This window comes from Piscinibacter sp. HJYY11 (assembly GCF_016735515.1).
Lineage (GTDB): Bacteria > Pseudomonadota > Gammaproteobacteria > Burkholderiales > Burkholderiaceae_C > Rhizobacter.
This window is the reverse complement of sequence record NZ_JAERQZ010000001.1, coordinates 3,538,491-3,555,771: the sequence shown is the minus strand read 5'-3', so window position 1 is coordinate 3,555,771 and position 17,281 is coordinate 3,538,491. Positions and strand designations below refer to the sequence as shown.

General features: G+C 67.8%; 19 protein-coding genes. 10 read left to right on the top strand and 9 right to left on the bottom strand.

The features are described from left to right. The first annotated feature begins 60 nt into the window (after positions 1–60). Both JI745_RS16540 and JI745_RS16535 read left to right on the top strand, forming a co-directional pair. Complete coding sequence (locus JI745_RS16540) at positions 61–414, top strand: hypothetical protein (protein WP_201809239.1); 354 nt, start codon at positions 61–63, stop codon at positions 412–414. 7 nt (positions 415–421) lie between these two features. Beyond that, positions 422–997, top strand: coding sequence for a cob(I)yrinic acid a,c-diamide adenosyltransferase (locus JI745_RS16535; protein ID WP_201809236.1), 576 nt, complete (start codon positions 422–424; stop codon positions 995–997). A 45-nt stretch (positions 998–1,042) separates the two neighbouring features. Here the strand turns inward: JI745_RS16535 and JI745_RS16530 are convergent, their stop codons facing one another. Further along, a complete protein-coding gene (locus JI745_RS16530; RefSeq protein ID WP_201809228.1) occupies positions 1,043–2,161 on the bottom strand; it encodes a 3-deoxy-7-phosphoheptulonate synthase in 1,119 nt (372 codons plus the stop codon). Between the two features lie 390 nt (positions 2,162–2,551). Here JI745_RS16530 and JI745_RS16525 point away from each other — a divergent pair, with 390 nt between their 5' ends. Further along, complete coding sequence (locus JI745_RS16525) at positions 2,552–2,953, top strand: hypothetical protein (protein ID WP_201809225.1); 402 nt, start codon at positions 2,552–2,554, stop codon at positions 2,951–2,953. 15 nt (positions 2,954–2,968) lie between these two features. Here the strand turns inward: JI745_RS16525 and tldD are convergent, their stop codons facing one another. Continuing rightward, positions 2,969–4,444 (bottom strand): metalloprotease TldD, encoded by a 1,476-nt coding sequence (gene tldD, locus JI745_RS16520; protein ID WP_201809222.1) that lies wholly within the window; start codon positions 4,442–4,444, stop codon positions 2,969–2,971. Positions 4,445–4,607: 163 nt separating this feature from the next. Between tldD and JI745_RS16515 the strand changes: the two genes are divergently transcribed. Continuing rightward, positions 4,608–4,946, top strand: a complete 339-nt coding sequence (locus tag JI745_RS16515; RefSeq protein WP_201809214.1) for a hypothetical protein — start codon at positions 4,608–4,610, stop codon at positions 4,944–4,946. 20 nt (positions 4,947–4,966) lie between these two features. Here JI745_RS16515 and rsmI read toward each other — a convergent pair whose 3' ends face one another. Continuing rightward, positions 4,967–5,857, bottom strand: coding sequence for a 16S rRNA (cytidine(1402)-2'-O)-methyltransferase (gene rsmI / locus JI745_RS16510; protein WP_201812598.1), 891 nt, complete (start codon positions 5,855–5,857; stop codon positions 4,967–4,969). A gap of 13 nt (positions 5,858–5,870) precedes the next feature. Here rsmI and JI745_RS16505 point away from each other — a divergent pair, with 13 nt between their 5' ends. From JI745_RS16505 to JI745_RS16495, 3 genes are all read left to right on the top strand, one after another. Continuing rightward, positions 5,871–6,266, top strand: coding sequence for a YraN family protein (locus tag JI745_RS16505; protein WP_201809212.1), 396 nt, complete (start codon positions 5,871–5,873; stop codon positions 6,264–6,266). A gap of 63 nt (positions 6,267–6,329) precedes the next feature. Next, on the top strand, positions 6,330–6,926 hold the full coding sequence (locus JI745_RS16500) for a phosphoheptose isomerase (RefSeq protein ID WP_201809211.1): 597 nt from the start codon (positions 6,330–6,332) through the stop codon (positions 6,924–6,926). Beyond that, on the top strand, positions 6,923–7,579 hold the full coding sequence (locus JI745_RS16495) for a BON domain-containing protein (RefSeq protein WP_201809210.1): 657 nt from the start codon (positions 6,923–6,925) through the stop codon (positions 7,577–7,579). The genes JI745_RS16500 and JI745_RS16495 overlap by 4 nt, the downstream gene beginning before the upstream one ends. A 62-nt stretch (positions 7,580–7,641) precedes the next feature. On the opposite strand, the gene JI745_RS16490 is transcribed toward JI745_RS16495, so the two are convergent. The 4 genes from JI745_RS16490 to JI745_RS16475 all read right to left on the bottom strand — a co-directional run bounded on the left by JI745_RS16490 (position 7,642) and on the right by JI745_RS16475 (position 11,551). Further along, positions 7,642–8,535, bottom strand: a complete 894-nt coding sequence (locus tag JI745_RS16490) for an NAD(P)-dependent oxidoreductase (protein WP_201809209.1) — start codon at positions 8,533–8,535, stop codon at positions 7,642–7,644. Between the two features lie 118 nt (positions 8,536–8,653). Further along, positions 8,654–9,790 carry a PilT/PilU family type 4a pilus ATPase gene (locus JI745_RS16485; protein WP_201809208.1) on the bottom strand — a complete coding sequence of 379 codons (1,137 nt, stop codon included), beginning with the start codon at positions 9,788–9,790 and terminating at the stop codon, positions 8,654–8,656. A 30-nt stretch (positions 9,791–9,820) separates the two neighbouring features. Beyond that, positions 9,821–10,471, bottom strand: a complete 651-nt coding sequence (locus JI745_RS16480) for a cyclic nucleotide-binding domain-containing protein (protein WP_236675018.1) — start codon at positions 10,469–10,471, stop codon at positions 9,821–9,823. Between the two features lie 36 nt (positions 10,472–10,507). Then, positions 10,508–11,551, bottom strand: a complete 1,044-nt coding sequence (locus tag JI745_RS16475; RefSeq protein ID WP_201809207.1) for a type IV pilus twitching motility protein PilT — start codon at positions 11,549–11,551, stop codon at positions 10,508–10,510. Between the two features lie 72 nt (positions 11,552–11,623). Here JI745_RS16475 and JI745_RS16470 point away from each other — a divergent pair, with 72 nt between their 5' ends. Next, complete coding sequence (locus tag JI745_RS16470; RefSeq protein WP_201809206.1) at positions 11,624–12,310, top strand: YggS family pyridoxal phosphate-dependent enzyme; 687 nt, start codon at positions 11,624–11,626, stop codon at positions 12,308–12,310. A 98-nt stretch (positions 12,311–12,408) separates the two neighbouring features. Beyond that, positions 12,409–15,405, top strand: a complete 2,997-nt coding sequence (locus JI745_RS16465; protein WP_201809199.1) for an L-glutamate gamma-semialdehyde dehydrogenase — start codon at positions 12,409–12,411, stop codon at positions 15,403–15,405. On the opposite strand, the gene JI745_RS16460 is transcribed toward JI745_RS16465, so the two are convergent. Further along, positions 15,402–15,890: a GFA family protein gene (locus JI745_RS16460; RefSeq protein WP_201809197.1), complete on the bottom strand. Its 489-nt coding sequence runs from the start codon at positions 15,888–15,890 to the stop codon at positions 15,402–15,404. The two genes, JI745_RS16465 and JI745_RS16460, sit on opposite strands and share 4 nt — an antisense overlap. 64 nt (positions 15,891–15,954) lie before the next feature. Then, complete coding sequence (locus JI745_RS16455) at positions 15,955–16,347, bottom strand: 4-oxalocrotonate tautomerase family protein (RefSeq protein ID WP_201809195.1); 393 nt, start codon at positions 16,345–16,347, stop codon at positions 15,955–15,957. Positions 16,348–16,442: 95 nt separating this feature from the next. Between JI745_RS16455 and JI745_RS16450 the strand changes: the two genes are divergently transcribed. After that, a complete protein-coding gene (locus tag JI745_RS16450; RefSeq protein WP_201809189.1) occupies positions 16,443–17,279 on the top strand; it encodes a LysR family transcriptional regulator in 837 nt (278 codons plus the stop codon). The last annotated feature ends 2 nt before the right edge of the window (positions 17,280–17,281 follow it).

Genomic DNA, 17,281 nt, shown 5'->3' with positions numbered 1-17,281 from the left:
CGATACCATGCGTCGGGCACCGCCGCGTGCCCCATTCACACCCAACAAGGAGAGGGAACCATGGCCAACGAGAACCCGTACAACCCGCCCGGCGCCGAAGTCGCCGACATCGCAGGCGGCACCTTCGTGAAGCACCAGGTGCGTCGCCTGTCGCCGCACCAGAACGCGAAGGTGTCCGCCGTCATGTTCGCGGTCACCTCGCTGATCTTCCTGGTGCCGTTCGGCCTCTTCGCCGCGGCCTTCGCGCCCGACGGCGCCACCGGTGCCGGCATGGGCGTCGGCTTCCTGATCTTCGCCCCGCTGATCTACCTGGTGGTGGGCTATGTGATGACGGTCATCGCCTGCGCAATCTACAACCTCATCGTCAAGTTCACCGGCGGCATCGAGTACGAGTCGCAGGTCGGCGACACCTGAAAAAACGATGTCCAACCGCCTCACCCAGATCGCCACCCGCACCGGCGACGACGGCACCACCGGCCTCGGCGATGGCACGCGGGTGCCCAAGAGCCACCTTCGCATCGCGGCACTGGGTGACGTGGACGAGCTCAACTCGCACATCGGCGTGCTGCTGGCCGAGCCACTGCCCGACGATGTGCGCGAGCTGCTGGTGGTGATCCAGCACGAGCTCTTCAACCTGGGGGGCGAGATGTCGATCCCGGGTTACGAGCTCCTGAAGGCCGACGCAGTGCTGCGGCTCGACGAGGCGCTCGCGCACTACAACGCGACGCTGCCGCGCCTGAAGGAGTTCATCCTGCCGGCCGGCACGCGCAGCGCGTCGATCGCGCATGTGTGCCGCACGGTGGCGCGGCGTGCCGAGCGGTCGGTGGTCACGCTCGCGGCCAGTGAGACGGTGCGGCCCGAGCCGCGCCAGTACCTCAATCGCCTCTCCGACCTGCTCTTCGTGCTGGCCCGCGTGCTCAACCGCGCCAACCTCGATGGGTTGGGTGGGGACGACGTCTACTGGAAGAGCGAGCGGTTGGCTCGCGATTCGGAGTAACGCGAGCGACTGGCGCGCGATTCCGAGTAGACGCCTTTCCCGCGTTCAGCCGCGGCGCGCCTTCACGGCATTGCTCAAGACATTCAGCACTTCCAGCGAGTCGTCCCAGCCGATGCAGGCATCGGTGATGCTCTGGCCGTAGGCAAGCTTCGCCGGGTCGTCCTTGCCCGCGCTGAATTTCTGCGCGCCGGCCTTGAGGTGGCTCTCGACCATCACGCCGAAGATGCGGCGCGAGCCGTGGGCGATCTGCGAGGCGATGTCCTTGGCCACGTCGATCTGGCGCTCGTGCTGCTTGCTGCTGTTGGCATGCGAGCAGTCGACCATCAGCGTGCCGGGCAGCTTGGCGGCTTCGAGGTCCTTGCAAGCGGATTCGACGCTCGCCGCGTCGTAGTTGGGCGCCTTGCCGCCGCGCAGGATCACGTGGCAGTCCTTGTTGCCCTTGGTCTCGACGATGGCGACCTGGCCGTTCTTGTGCACCGACAGGAAGTGGTGCGGGCGGGCGGCGGCCTGGATGGCGTCGGTCGCGATGCGGATGTTGCCGTCAGTGCCGTTCTTGAAGCCGATGGGCGCCGAGATGCCCGAGGCCAGCTCGCGGTGCACCTGGCTTTCGGTGGTGCGGGCACCGATGGCGCCCCAGCTGATGAGGTCACCGATGTACTGCGGCGAGATCACGTCGAGGAACTCGCTGCCGGCCGGCACGCCCAGGCGGTTGATTTCGGTGAGCAGCTGGCGCGCGATGCGCAGGCCTTCGTCGATGCGGTAGCTCTCGTCGAGGTAGGGGTCGTTGATCAGGCCCTTCCAGCCGACGGTGGTGCGCGGCTTCTCGAAGTAGACGCGCATCACGATCTCCAGCGTGTCGGCGTACTTCTCGCGCTGCTCCTTCAGGCGGCGGGCGTAGTCGACGGCGGCGGCCGGGTCGTGGATGGAGCAGGGGCCGATGATGACGAGCAGGCGGTCGTCCCGGCCCGACATGATGTTGCGCACGCGCTGGCGCGTCTCGGCGATCAGGGCCTCGGCTGCCGTGCCACGAATCGGGAAGAAGCGCACCAGGTGCTCGGGGGGCGGCAGGGGCATCACGTCCTTGATCCTTTCATCGTCGGTCTGGCCGGTCTTGTCGACGGGCGCATACCAACCCTCCGCGGCGCTGCTGGACTTGGCGTTCATTCGAGTTCTCCTCGTTCGTGGTGGCTGTGTGGCTGATCAGGGCAAAAAAAAACCGCCGGGGTGCCCCGGCGGTTTGGTGAGCTGTTGCGTTTAGGTTTGCCTACGCGCTTGCCTCTCCTCCGCCGGTGCGGTGCGAGAACCAAAAGTAGGCAAAGAAGAAGCTGGCGAAACGCATGGCCGGCAATGTAGACGGGCCCGGGTTGATCCGTCAAGCGCGCAGTTTTCGACGACTTGCGCGGCGTCACGCAGGTGAGCGAGTGGTAACGAATTGTTCGGCGTGCGCTAGTTCCTATCCCGTGGCCCGGGGCGTCCATAGCATGGGTTTCACCTGATGGCGCCACCCACGGTGCGCCGCTGGACACAACAGCCACCCATCACGAGGGAACCGCCATGAACCGCACCGCCTTCTTCCGCCGCTTCAGCCTGGCCCTGGCAACGCTCACGATCGCGACCGCCAGCGTCGCCACCGAGGACGCCCAGCTGAGCGCTGCCCGCGCGGCCGCCGCCTCCGATGCCCAGGTCGCCGTGCAATTGCAGGCCTGGCTCGACCAGCGCGACATCGCCCTCGTGGCCCAGGCCGATGGCCTGATCACCCACGACATGCGTGCCGCTGCGGCCGAATATGCCGTGGCGCAGCTGATCGAGGCCGATGGCCTGATCAGCGCCCAGCTCCAGGCGTCGGTGGTGGCCATGCTCGCCGCAGCCGACGGGCTGGTGGTCGACAACGCGGAGTTCGCGGTCAACCTGCCAGCTGCACGCCCCGCCACGATCGTGGTGGCCGGCGGCCGCTGAGGCCGCAAGGGGCCGTTATTCGGTCCCGCCCACCGTCAGCCGGTCGATGCGCAGCGTCGGCTGGCCGACACCCACCGGCACGCTCTGCCCTTCCTTGCCGCAGACGCCCACGCCGGTGTCGAGCTTCATGTCGTTGCCGATGGCGCTGACACGCGTGAGCGCGTCGGGGCCGTTGCCGATGATGGTCGCGCCCTTCACCGGGTAGAGGATCTTGCCGTTCTCGACCCAGAAGGCCTCTGAGGCGGAGAACACGAACTTGCCGCTGGTGATGTCGACCTGCCCGCCGCCGAAGTTGGTGGCGTAGAGGCCGCGCTTGAGGCCGGCGATGATTTCCTCTTTGCTCTTGTCGCCGCCCAGCATGTAGGTGTTGGTCATGCGCGGCATGGGGATGGCGGCGTAGCTTTCGCGGCGGCCGTTGCCGGTGGGCTTGACGCCCATCAGGCGCGCGTTCATCGAGTCCTGGATGTAGCCCTTCAGGATGCCGTCTTCGATCAGCACGTTGCGCTGGCTCGGGTTGCCCTCGTCGTCGACGTTGAGCGAGCCGCGGCGGTCGGGGATGGTGCCGTCGTCGAGCACGGTCACGCCCTTGGCCGCCACCCGCTGGCCGATGCGGCCGCTGAAGGCACTCGACCCTTTGCGGTTGAAGTCGCCTTCCAGGCCATGCCCCACGGCTTCGTGCAGCAGCACGCCGGGCCAGCCCGGGCCGAGCACCACGCTCATCTCACCGGCCTTTGCCGGGCGGGCTTCGAGGTTGGTCAGCGCCGCCTTCACCGCATCGTCGACATAGCTCTCGATGACGCTGTCATGGAAATAGCCCAGGCCGAAACGACCACCACCGCCGCCGCTGCCCACTTCACGGCGCACCTTGCCTTCGACGGTCTGCTCGGCGATCACGGTGACCGACAGGCGCACCAGCGGGCGCACGTCGGCGGCGAGCGTGCCGTCGGCTCGGGCCACGAGCACCACGTCGTACTCGGCAGCCACGCCGGCCATCACCTGCTTGATGCGGGGGTCCTTGGCGCGGGCGAGCTTTTCCACCTTTTCCAGCAGCGCGACCTTCTGCGTGCTGTCGAGCGTGGCGATCGGGTCCATCGGCGCGTAAAGCTTGCGGCTCTCGGCGATGCGGTGGTGGCCGGTGATCTTGACCGTCTTGCTCTGGCCGGCCGCGGCAATGGTGCGCACGGTCTGGGCAGCGTCGAGCAAGGCCGCTTCGGAGATGTCGTCGGAATAAGCGAACGCGGTCTTCTCGCCCGCCACTGCCCGCACGCCGACACCCTGGTCGATGCCAAAGCTGCCCGATTTGACGATGCCCTCTTCCAGGCTCCAGCCTTCGCTGCGCGTGTACTGGAAGTAGAGGTCGGCGTCGTCGATCCGGTGCTCGGCGATCGTTGCGAGCGCTTTCGACAGCGTCGCGTCGGTGAGCCCGAAGGGTTCCAGCAACAAGGACCTGGCGGTGGCCAGGCGCTCCAGGGTGGGTTCGCGCGAGATCATGAAGTCATTGTAGGAGTGGCCTCCTTCCTGGGTGCTGGGCAAAGACCCTGTCCCTTCCGCGCTGTTTCACGGTTCTTTACCCGGCGGGTTGTCTGCCGCACTTCGTGCGCCGCCGTTGTCAGCGTGTGCCGCACAACACATCCACAACCCTTCAGGAGTTCTCATGATCAAGTTCAAGCCCGTGGCGCTTGCCGCCGCCCTCGCCTTCACCAGCCTCGGCGCGTTGGCCCAGGCCGCATCGGCCCCTGCCACCCCGCGCGCCGACAAGCGCGAGGCGAACCAGGACACCCGCATCCAGAACGGCGTGGCTTCCGGCCAGCTGAACGCGAAGGAAACCTATCGCCTCGAGCAGCAGCAAGCACGCATCAATGCCGCCGAAGCGAATGCCAAGGCCGACGGCAAGGTGACCCGCGCCGAACGCGCCCGGATCGAGCGCAAGCAGGACCGCGCCAGCGCCAACATCGCCAAGCAGAAGCACGACGCGCAAACGGCCAAGCCGTGATCGCGCGGCGCGGCGGGCCTTCAGTCGCCCGCCTGCGCTTTCAGCGCCAGCGCGCGCGCATAGAGCGCGTTGCGCGGCGCGCCGGTCAGCTCGGCCGCCAGGGCCACGGCCTGCTTGAGCGGCAGCTCGGCCATCAGCACCGTCAACGCCTTGTCATGTGCATCGGCACCGCTGGGTTCGTCGCTCGGCGCGAGCGCATGCAGCACCAACACGAACTCGCCGCGTGAGCGGTTGGCGTCTTCGGCCAGCCAGGCCGGCAACTCGGCGGCGAGCCGCGTGTCGACGGCCTCGAACTGCTTGGTGAGCTCTCGGCACACCGTGACGCGGCGCTGCGGGCAGTGCTCCGCCAGCCCGCGCAGCAAGGCCTCGATGCGATGGGGCGCCTCGAACAGCACCTGCGTCTCGGCCCGCCCCGCCACCGACGACAGCGCCTGCGTGCGCTCGCCGCCCTTGGCCGGCAGGAAGCCGACGAAGACAAAGCCCTGCCCCACCACGTCACCCGCGACACACACGGCAGCCAGCGCCGCACTCGCGCCCGGCAGCGGCAGGCAACGCCGGCCGGCCGCCGTGACGGCGGCCACGAGCACTGCGCCAGGGTCGCTCACGGCCGGCGTGCCGGCGTCGCTGACGTAGGCGACCCGCTCGCCACGCGCCAATCGCGCCAGCACCTCGCCGGCGGCTTCGCGCTCGTTGTGCTCGTGCACGGCGAGCAGCGGCTTGTCGATGCCCAGGTGGCGCAACAAGGCCGCGCTGTGCCGCGTGTCTTCGCAGGCCACGGCATCGACAAGCGACAGCACGTGGATGGCCCGCAGGCTCAGGTCGGCGAGGTTGCCAATGGGCGTGGCCACGACGTACAGCGCCCCTGCGGGATACTGCTGCGTGCCAGCCGCGGCCTGGGCCGCCTGCAGCATCAGAGAGGGAGCGATGGTCACGGTTCAGAAGACCAGAAAGGAGAAAACCACAAAGGGAGTGGGCGACAGCGCCGAGGCGCGCGCCCTGCAGCACCTGCTTCGCCAGGGGCTCAAGCTCGTGCAGCGCAATTATCGAGTGGCCGCCGGCCCGCGGGCGCGCGGCGGCGAGGTCGACCTCATCATGCTCGACCAGGACGGCACGCTCGTGTTCGTCGAGGTGCGCGCACGGAAAAGCCGCAGCCACGGCGGCGCGGCCGCGAGCGTCACGCATGGGAAGCAGCGCAGCGTCATCTACGCCGCGCAGCACTACCTGCACCGGCGTGCCACACCGCCGCCCTGCCGCTTCGACGTGGTCGCCATCGATGGCGATGCGCTCGAGTGGTTGCGCGGCGCGTTCTTCGCCCAGTGACGGCAGTGGGCGCACACCATTTGGAACCGGGTGTGCAAAACCCGTGTCATATCATCCGTGCCCATGCTGGAACAACGCATCCAACAGCAATTCTTCGACAGTGCCGACCTCAAGTACGCGGCGGCGGAGATCCTGTCGCGCCCGATTGCCGACGCCGTCAACGCGGTGGTCGGCTGCATCACTGCCGGCGGCAAGGTGCTGGCCTGCGGCAACGGCGGCTCGGCGAGCGACGCCCAGCATTTCGCCGCTGAATTCATCGGCCGCTTCGAGCGCGAACGCCCCGGCCTCGCCGCCATCGCGCTCACGACCGACAGCTCCATCCTCACTGCGGTGGGCAACGACTACAGCTTCACCGACATCTTTTCCAAGCAGGTGCAGGCGCTGGGTGCGCCCGGCGACGTGCTGATCGCCATCACCACCAGCGGCAACTCGGCCAACGTGCTGGCCGCGGTGGAGGCGGCGCATGCGAAAGAGATGACGGTGGTCGCGCTGACCGGCCGCGGCGGCGGCAAGCTCAATGACTTGCTGACCGAAACCGATGTCCACATCTGCGTGCCGCACGAACGCACCGCGCGCATCCAGGAAGTGCACATCCTCGCGCTGCATTGCCTGTGCGATGCGGTAGACCTGCAATTGCTCGGAGAACAGGAAAACACATGACCCGCCAGCCCTCCCGTGCGAAACCCATCCGCACCGCTTTCGTCGTCAGCCTGCTGGCCGCCACCACAGCGTTGTCCGGCTGTGCCGCGCTGCTCGTCGGCGGCGCCGTCGTCGGCGGCTCCTTGCTCGTCACCGACCGCCGCAGCTCGGGCACGCAGCTCGACGACCAGGCCATCGAGTTCCGAGCCAACAGCCGCATCCGCGACATCCTCGGCGACCGCGGCCACGTGAATGCGACGAGCTACAACCGCCTGCTGCTGCTGACGGGCGAAGTGCCCAGCGACGCCGACCGTGCCAACCTCGAGCAGGCGCTCTCGCGCATCGACAACGTGAAGTCGGTGGTGAATGAGCTCGCGGTGATGACGGCCAGCTCGCTGAGCCAGCGCTCGAACGACGCGCTCATCACCACCAAGGTCAAGGCCACACTGGTCGATGCGGGCGACATCAGCTCCAACGCGTTCAAGGTGTTCACCGAACGCGGCATCGTCTACCTGATGGGCCGCGTCACCGAGCGTGAAGCCGAGCGCGCCTCCGACCTCACCCGCAGCATCAGCGGCGTGCAGAAGGTGGTGAAGGTGCTCGAGATCGTGTCGGACGCCGAGCTGGCCGAGATCGATCCCAAGGCGGTCCCGAAATCCGCCGCGGCGAAGTAGAGCCCCCCAGGGGGCGCCGCCCCAGGGGCCCGGCAAAGCCGGTTCCCCGGGGCGTTGCTTGATCAAGTCAAGCGCTTGATGAGGCTCGAGGTGTCCCAGCGCTGACCGCCTTGGGCTTGGATGTCGGCGTAGAACTGATCGACCAGGGCCGTGACCGGAAGCCTTGCGCCATTGCGCTTGGCTTCTTCCAGCACCAGCCCCAGGTCCTTGCGCATCCAGTCGACGGCGAAGCCGAAGTCGAACTTGCCGTCGATCATGGTCGGGCCGCGGTTGTCCATCTGCCAGCTCTGGGCGGCGCCCTTGCCGATCACGCCAAGCACGGCCTTCATGTCGAGGCCGGCCTTCTGGCCGAAGGCAATCGCCTCGGCCAGGCCTTGCACCAGGCCCGCGATGCAGATCTGGTTGACCATCTTGGCGAGCTGACCCGAGCCGCTCTCGCCGAGCAGCGTCACCGCCTTCGAGAAGGCCATCGCGACCGGCTGGATGGTGGCGAAGGCTTGCGCGTCACCGCCGCACATCACCGTGAGCGCGCCGTTGATGGCGCCCAGGTTGCCGCCCGACACCGGCGCGTCGATGAACTGCAGGCCGCGTGACCTGGCCTCGGCGCTCAGCTCGCGCGCCACCTCGGCCGACGCCGTCGTGTGGTCGACGAAGATCGCGCCCTCTTTCATGCCGTCGAAGGCACCACGTTCGCCGACCGTCACCGCCCGCAGGTCGTCGTCGTTGCCGACGCAGGCGAACACAATGTCGGCGCCCTGGGCCGCCGCTTCGGGCGTCGAGTCGCTCGCCCCGCCGTACTCGCCCACCCACTGCGCCGCTTTCGCCGCGGTGCGGTTGTAGACCACCACGTCATGACCGGCCCGCTTCAGGTGCCCGGCCATCGGATAGCCCATCACGCCGAGGCCAAGGAAGGCCACCTTCCGGGGTGGAACAGGGTCGTAGGTCTTCGTGTTCATGTCGTGCCCTTAAGCAAGCGAAGCGACGCTTAGATCAAGCAACGCCCCGGGAACCGGCTTTGCTGGGCCCCTGGGGTGGCGCCCCTTGGGGGCAGGAGCGAAGCGACTGGGGGGCCAATCAAACAATCGTCAGGTGTTCGGTTCCTGCCGACAGGTCCTGCGTGCGAGCCCGGTTGCTGTTGAGCTTGATCTGCAGGCGCAGGTCGTTCACCGAGTCGGCGTTGCGCAGCGCGTCTTCGTAGGTGACGAGGTGGTTCTCGTAGAGGTCGAAGAGCGCCTGGTCGAAGGTCTGCATGCCGAGCTCGCGGCTCTTCTTCATGATCTCCTTGATCTCGGTCACCTCGCCCTTGAAGATCAGGTCGCTGATCAGCGGCGTGTTGAGCAGGATCTCGACCGCCGCGATGCGGCCACGCCCTTCCTGGCGGGGCAGCAGGCGCTGGGAGATCAGGCCCTTCAGGTTGAGCGACAAGTCCATCAGCAGCTGGGCACGGCGCTCTTCGGGGAAGAAGTTGATGATGCGGTCGAGCGCCTGGTTGGCGCTGTTGGCGTGCAGCGTGGCCATGCACAGGTGGCCGGTTTCGGCGAAGGCCACCGCGTGCTCCATCGTTTCGCGGTCGCGGATCTCGCCCATCAGGATCACGTCCGGCGCCTGGCGCAGCGTGTTCTTGAGCGCAGAGAACCAGTCGTCGGTGTCCAGGCCCACCTCGCGCTGCGTCACGATGCAGTTCTTGTGCGGGTGCACGAATTCCACCGGGTCTTCGATGGTGATGATGTGGCCGTAGGAGTTCTCGTTGCGGTAGTCGATCATCGCCGCGAGCGAGGTGCTCTTGCCCGAGCCGGTGGCGCCCACGAAGATGACCAGGCCGCGCTTGGTCATGGTCACGTCTTTCAGCACCTGCGGCAGGTTGAGGCTGTCGATGGTGGGCAGCGTCTGCGGAATCGTCCGCAGCACCAGGCCCACATGGCCCTGCTGCACGAAGGCGTTGACGCGGAAACGCCCGATGCCCTGCGGCGAGATCGCGAAGTTGCACTCCTTCGTCTTCTCGAACTCGGCGGCCTGCTTGTCGTTCATCACCGAGCGGGCGAGGGCCAGCGTGTGCTGGCTCGTCAGCGGCTGCGGCGAGACCTTGGTGATCTTGCCGTCGACCTTGATCGCCGGCGGGAAGTCAGCCGTGAGGAAGAGGTCGGAGCCGTTGCGGGAGATCATCAGCCGCAGCAGGTCGTTGACGAATTTCGATGCCTGGTCTCTTTCCATGGTGTCTCTTCCTCTCTTACTGCTAGGCGGTCAGTTGCTCGACAACAGAGCACTCAGGCGCGCACTCACCTGCCGCAACCTCAACGACAGGCGCCGCGACAGCGAGGCCAGCAAGGCCAGGCCGAGCCGCGGCTCGAACATGATCATCTCATCCAGACGCTGCGCGTCGACCACCGCCAGCGTGCACGGCGTGAGCGTGGTGCAGGCCGAAAAACGGGTGCCGGCGTCGAGCAATGACATCTCGCCGAGCATGTCACCCGCGCGGGCCTCTGCCAAGCGGGCACGCCCGCCCCAGGGTTGCACACGGTCGACCGCGAGAGTGCCTTCGAGCACGATGAGCATGTAGTCGCCCTGCTCGTCCTGGCCGATCACTTCCTGGTTCACCGGCACGGTGACGAACTGGAGGTACTGGCTCATGCGCAGGAGCTCGTCCTGGCTCAACGCGGCCACGTAACGATCCGCCCCCCACAGCTTGGCGAAGAGCGGCTCGGCCTGCTTGCGCTCCAGCGGCTGCGCGCCGACCTGCTTGGCGCGCTCGGCCCATGTGGCGAGTTGCACGTCGTCGCCACGGTCATTGAACTGGGTCGAGAAATAGCCGTCGTCGGTGGCCGGGCCTTCGTCGGACATGCGCCCCGAAGCCGCGCCGTTGCCTCGCTTGAGTCGATCCAGAAGTTTCTTCAAGGCTCGCTCGCGGGTGAAGACAGGGGCCGCAGCCGATCAGCCGGGGAAGTTTTCGGGGAACTTCGCCTTGTTGCGCGCTTCGGCCGGCGCAATGATGTTGCGGCGGACGAGGTCGGACAGGTTCTGGTCCAGCGTCTGCATGCCCACCGTGTTGCCGGTCTGGATCGACGAGTACATCTGCGCGATCTTGTTCTCGCGGATGAGGTTTCGGATGGCGGCGGTGCCCAGCATGATCTCGTGCGCGGCGACCCGGCCGCTGCCGTCCTTCAGCTTGCACAGGGTCTGCGAGATCACGGCGACGAGCGATTCCGACAGCATCGCGCGCACCATTTCCTTTTCGGCCGCGGGGAACACGTCGACCACGCGGTCGATCGTCTTGGCCGCCGAACTGGTGTGCAGCGTGCCGAACACCAGGTGGCCGGTTTCGGCCGCGGTCAACGCGAGGCGGATGGTTTCCAGGTCGCGCATTTCGCCCACCAGGATGGCGTCCGGGTCTTCGCGCAGCGCGGAACGCAGCGCGTTCGAGAAGCTCAGGGTGTGCGGGCCGACCTCGCGCTGGTTGACCAGGCACTTCTTCGACTCGTGCACGAACTCAATCGGGTCTTCGACCGTCAGCACGTGGCCGTACTCGTTTTCATTCAGGTGGTTGACCATCGCGGCGAGCGTGGTCGACTTGCCCGAGCCCGTGGGCCCCGTCACGAGCACCAGGCCGCGCGGCTTGAGCGCGAGCTCGGCGAACACCTTGGGCGTGTTGAGCTGCTCGAGCGTCAGGATCTTCGAGGGAATCGTCCGGAACACGGCGCCGGCGCCGCGGTTCTGGTTGAAGGCGTTGACGCGGAAACGTGCGAGACCCTGGATCTCGAACGAGAAGTCGCACTCCAGCGTTTCTTCGTACGCCTTGCGCTGCGAGTCGTTCATGATGTCGTAGACCATCTCGTGCACCTGCTTGTGCTCGAGCGGGTCGACGTTGATGCGGCGCACGTCGCCGTGCACACGGATCATCGGAGGCAGGCCGGCAGAGAGGTGCAAGTCGGACGCTTTGTTCTTGACCGAGAACGCCAGCAGTTGGGTGATGTCCATGTGTTGTCGACTTGGGGAGTTGGGACCCGCACGGATCGTGGGGCCGCGCCTCTGCGATAGGCTCGCGGGATTATGGCGACGATTGCAGCGAACATACAACAAGTGCACGAGCGCATCGCGAGGGCCTGTGCGGCTGCGCAACGCCCCGTGCAAAGTGTCACGCTGCTAACCGTAAGCAAAACTTTCAGCGTCGACGCAGTGCGCGAGGCGGCCGCCGCAGGCGAGCGCCGCTTCGGCGAGAACTACGTGCAGGAAGCGATCGAGAAGATCGAGGTGCTGGCCGACCTGCGCGCGCAGATCGAGTGGCACCTGATCGGCCCCTTGCAAAGCAACAAGACGCGCGTGGTCGCGACGCATTTCGATTGGGTGCACAGCGTCGACCGCTTGAAGATCGCCGAGCGCCTGAGCGAACAACGCCCGGCTGACCTGCCGCCGCTGAACGTGTGCCTGCAGGTCAACGTGAGCGGCGAGGCGAGCAAGAGTGGCGTCGCACCCGACGACTTGCCGGCGCTCGCCCATGCAGTGGCGGCACTGCCCGGCGTGCGCCTGCGCGGCTTGATGTCGATTCCCGAACCGAGCGACGACCCGGCGCAGCAGGCCGCGCCGCACCGCCAGCTGCGCCAGCTCTTTCAGCGCCTGCAGCAGGAGGGCCTTTCGCTCGACACGCTCTCGATGGGCATGAGCGCCGACCTCGAAGCGGCCATCGCCGAGGGGTCGACGATGGTGAGGGTCGGCACGGCGATCTTCGGGCGGCGCTGAATCGACCGGATTTTCTCCGGTCCATCGCAGCTCGTTTGGAGAAATATCCGGCCCCAAGCTGGATATCTTGGCGACATTCTCATCCCGCCGTCGCCACCATGCCGTCTGACTTTCCACCGCCGCCCAGCCTGCACCCCCGCCTACCCGCGCCTTGCCGGCGTGAGGCCGAGCTGCTGTCGGGCCTTTTGCCCCCGCTCGCCACCACGCTCGACTGGCCGCGTGTCGTCAGCACCGCCCGCCCGTGGGTGCAGGCGGTGCGCGACAAACCCGCCCCGTTCTGGGCCATGGAGTCGCTGCTGCGCGAGTACCCCATCTCGAGCGCCGAGGGCTTGGCGCTGATGCGCCTGGCCGAAGCGCTGCTGCGGGTGCCCGACACCGAGACGGCGATCGCCCTGACGGCCGACCAACTCGGGCGTGCGGCCTTCGATTCGCAGGCCGAAGGGCCCCACAAGATGCTGGCCACCTTGTCCGCCAGCGCCATCAGCCTGTCGAAGAAATTCCTGCCCGACAGCCCCGGTGACAACGGCCTCCTCAAGCGCCTTGGTGCGCAGACCGTGGTCGCCGCGACCGTGCGCGCCATCCAGTTGCTCGGGCGCCAGTTCGTGCTCGGCCGCTCCATCCGCGAAGCGATGAACGAAGCCAACCAGGCCCGCGAACACCAGCCCGGCCTGCGCTTCAGCTACGACATGCTGGGCGAAGGCGCGCGCACCGAAGCCGACGCGCAACGCTATCTCGCGGCCTACCTGAACGCCCTGGAGGCCATCGCCGCCAAGCGTGCGACCGGCGATCCCACCACCGCCGACGGCATCTCCATCAAGCTTTCGGCCCTGTTCTCGCGTTATGAAGAGCTGCAGCGCGAGCGTGTCTTCGCCGAGCTGCTGCCGCGTGTGTGGCAACTCGTCGAGCGTGCCGCACAGGCCAATCTCAACCTCACCATCGACGCCGAAGAAAGCGAACGTCTCGAGCTCTCGCTCGACGTGCTGGACGCACTCGCCGCCCGCATCGCCAGCACCCACCCGCAGTGGCGCGGGTTCGGCCTCGCGGTGCAGGCCTACCAGACGCGTGCGCTCGACACCGTCAACGAAGTCGCCCGCATCGCGCGCCGGCACGGCCTCTATTTCATGGTGCGTCTGGTGAAGGGTGCTTACTGGGACGGGGAAGTGAAGCGCGCGCAGGAGCTCGGCCTGCCCGGCTACCCGGTCTTCACGCACAAGCACCACACCGACATCTCCTACCTCGCCTGCGCGCAGGCCCTGCTGTCGCACGCCGACGTGGTCTACCCGCAATTCGCCACGCATAACGCCGGCACCATCGCCGCCGTCCTGCAGCTGGCGCGCAAGGCCAACGCACCGTTCGAGATGCAGCGCCTGCACGGCATGGGCGAAGGGATCTACCGCGAGGTGATGAAAGACCCGCTGATCGCCGTGCGCGTGTACGCGCCGGTCGGCGAGCACCGCGACCTGCTGGCCTACCTGGTGCGCCGGTTGCTCGAGAACGGCGCCAACTCGTCCTTCGTGCACCAGCTGGCCGACGACGAGGTGCACCCCGAGGAGCTGCTCGCCTCGCCGCTTGTGCCCTCGGCCCACCCCGGGCTGCCATGGCCGATCGATCTCTACGGCCCGCGGCGCGCCAACTCGACAGGCGCCGACCCGACCAACCGCGTCGAACGCGCGAGCTTCGAAGCCGCCATCGCCGCGGCGCGGCCGCAGCCGATCGCGCTCGCCAGCGTGGCCGACATCGCGCCGACGATGGCCCGGCTGCAGCAAGGCCAGCACGCGTGGACACGCACGCCCCTCTCGGCCCGCGCCAACATCCTGCGGCGCGCCGCCGACATGCTCGATGCGCGCCTGCACGAGTTCTGCGGCCTGCTGGTGCGCGAGGCGCACAAGACGCTGGGCGATGCGATTGCCGAAGTGCGCGAAGCGGTGGACTTCTGCCGCTACTACGCCGAGCAGGCGGAAGAGCGACTCGCATCGCAATCCCTGCCCGGCCCGACCGGCGAGAGCAACGAGCTCTCGTTGCATGGTCGCGGGGTCTTTGTCTGCATCAGCCCATGGAATTTCCCGCTCGCGATCTTCACCGGCCAGGTGGTGGCCGCACTCGTCGCCGGCAACAGCGTGGCCGCCAAACCGGCGGAACAGACACCGGCGGTCGCGCTACGCATGGTCGCGCTGCTGCACGAGGCGGGTGTGCCGCGTGATGCGCTCGCGCTGCTGCACGGCCTCGGCGAGACCATCGGCGCCGGCCTCGTGGCCGACGATCGCACGGCCGGCGTCTGCTTCACCGGCTCGACCGCCGTCGCCAAGGCCATCAACCGCGCCCTCGCCGCAAAAGACGGCCCCATCGTGCCACTGATCGCCGAGACCGGCGGCATCAACGCGATGGTGGTCGACAGCACCGCACTGCCCGAGCAGGTGGTCGATGCGGTGGTGCAAAGTGCATTCCGCTCCGCTGGCCAGCGCTGCTCGGCGCTGCGCCTGCTGTGCGTGCACGAGAGCGTGGCCGACACCGTGATCGAGATGCTGCGCGGTGCGATGGCCGAGCTGACGCTCGGCGACCCGGGCCGGCTCGAGACCGACGTCGGCCCCGTCATCGACGACGAGGCCTTCGAGAACCTGCAAGGCCACATCGCCCGCCTGCGCACCGAAGCCACGCTCATCGGCGAGACGCCGCTGCACAGCACGCTGCCGCGCCTCGTCGCCCCCATCGCGTTCGAGCTACAGCACATCGCCGACGTGAAAAAGGAGATCTTCGGCCCGGTGCTCCACGTGGTGCGCTGGAGCGGCGCACCTGAAACGGTGATCGCCGAAGTCAACGCGCTCGGCTACGGCCTCACGCTCGGCCTGCAGACGCGCATCGACGGCCGCGCGCACCAGCTCGCCGAGGCGGCCCGCATCGGCAACGTCTACGTCAACCGCAACATGATCGGCGCGGTGGTTGGCGTGCAGCCCTTCGGCGGCGAAGGCCTGTCGGGCACCGGCCCGAAGGCGGGTGGGCCGCACTACCTCTACCGCTTCTGCGCCGAGCGCACGCTGACGATCAACACGGCAGCGGCGGGCGGCAATGCCGCGCTGCTGGCCGGGCTGCGCAACTAGGCGCTTTCGACGCCATGGCGCCGATGCCACTCCTGAAGAGACTCGCTCGGCCACGTCTCGCAATGCACGTGGCCGCGCCCCTTGGGCACATCGACCCATGGCGCAACCCACTGCAGCGCCGCTTCGACCACTTCCTTGGGTTTGGGCAGGGGCGTGTCGATCGCCGACGCATGCGGATGCACGAGCTCCGGCCAGCGCGGGTCCCACAGCCACAAGGCGCTGCCGCAGTGCTTGCAGAAATGCCGCCCCGCCTTCGATCGTGTCGCCCGCTTGCCGGGCTCGCGCATCACCGCGTGATAGATCGAGACACTCTCCTGTCCGGACACGCGCAGCGTCGCCGCATCTCCGCCGAGGTTGATCGCATACCCGCCACCGCCCGCCGTCTTGCGGCAGATCGAGCAGTGGCAGTGCAGATACGGTTGCGGGCTGTGCGACTCCAGGCTGAAGCGCACGGCGCCGCAGTGGCATGAGCCTTCCAGGTGCATGGGCGTCTCCGGCAATGTGATGCCGCATGGTGCGGCAGGCGGCGTGCCGAGACGCGAGCAGGGTTCAGCCGTGCTGGTAGCGGTGCTCCTGCGTGCGGCCCGCAAAGCCATAGGCACTGCCGCGCAGGTCCGCCACGTGGGTGTACGAATGTTCAGCCGCACCGCCCAGCAGCTCGTCCATCGCCCGGTGCACGGCGGCCAGGTAGTCGGCCTTCTCGCGCTTGGTGTTGGTCTCGTCGGTAATGCTCACCATCCAGTGGTAGCTGCGCCGGGGCGCGCCGGCCAGCGGCCGCCCGGCGATGAACCAGTGCGCGGGTGCGATGAACTCGACCACCACCGCGGTGTGCTCGCGGTTCTTGCCGAGAAGCGTTGCGGTGAGCTCGGTGCCGGTCTCGGCCACACGCTGGGCCAGCGCGTCGTCTTGCGGGCCGGAGATCTGGATGTGCAGGTAGGGCATGTGTTGCTCCTTCGTTGAACTTGACAGCTTCACTCTAGGCACCGAGCATTCATCTGAGAAGCAGTTTGATTTTTTGACATTCATCAGAAATGCAGATGAACGACCTCGACCCGCTCTGGCTGCGCAGCTTCGTGGCGGTGGCCGACACCCAGTCGGTCACCCGCGCCGCGCAGCAGGTGCACCGCACCCAGTCGGCCGTCAGCACCCACCTGCAGCAGCTCGAAGCCTCGCTCGGCGTGCGCCTGGCCGAGCGCAGCACCCGCTCGCTCGCGCTCACGGCCGAGGGCGAACGTTTCCTGCCGCATGCCCGCCGCCTGCTCGACTGGCAGGCCGATGCGCGCGCCGCGGTGCAGCCGGCGGCCGAAGAAGAAGTGCGCCGCATCGGCATCAGCGAATACTTCATGCCGGCGCGCCTGGGCGAGTTGCTGGCCCTGCTGCACGACAGCACCCCGGGCGTGCGCTTCGAGCTGCTGTGGGCCAGCTCCGCCTCGCTGCAGCAGCTCTGGCAGGCCGGCACGATGGACCTGGCCGTCGTCACCAGCGACGAGCCCTTGCCCGGCGCCAGGCTCATCCGGCGCGAACCCTTGGCCTGGGTGCACGCCGAACGCTATGCCGTGCCCACCAGCGGCCCGGCCCCCTTGGTGCTGCTCGGCCCCGAGTGCCCGGTGCGCCGCCTGGCGCTCGACGCCCTGGCGCGCGCCGGCCGCGCCCATCACCTGCGCTTGAGCTGCACCGGCGCCCACGGGGCGATGGCCGCGCTGCGCGCCGGCTGGGGCATCGGCTGCCTCAACCAGTCGGCGGTGCCGCCCGACCTCGTGGCCCTGTCGGCCTCGCAGCGCTGGCCCTCGCCCGGACGACTATCCTTCTATTCCCTCACCCGCCCCGCCCTGCAGGCCACCGAGCGTGAACTGCGGCGCTGGGCCCAAGCCTGAAG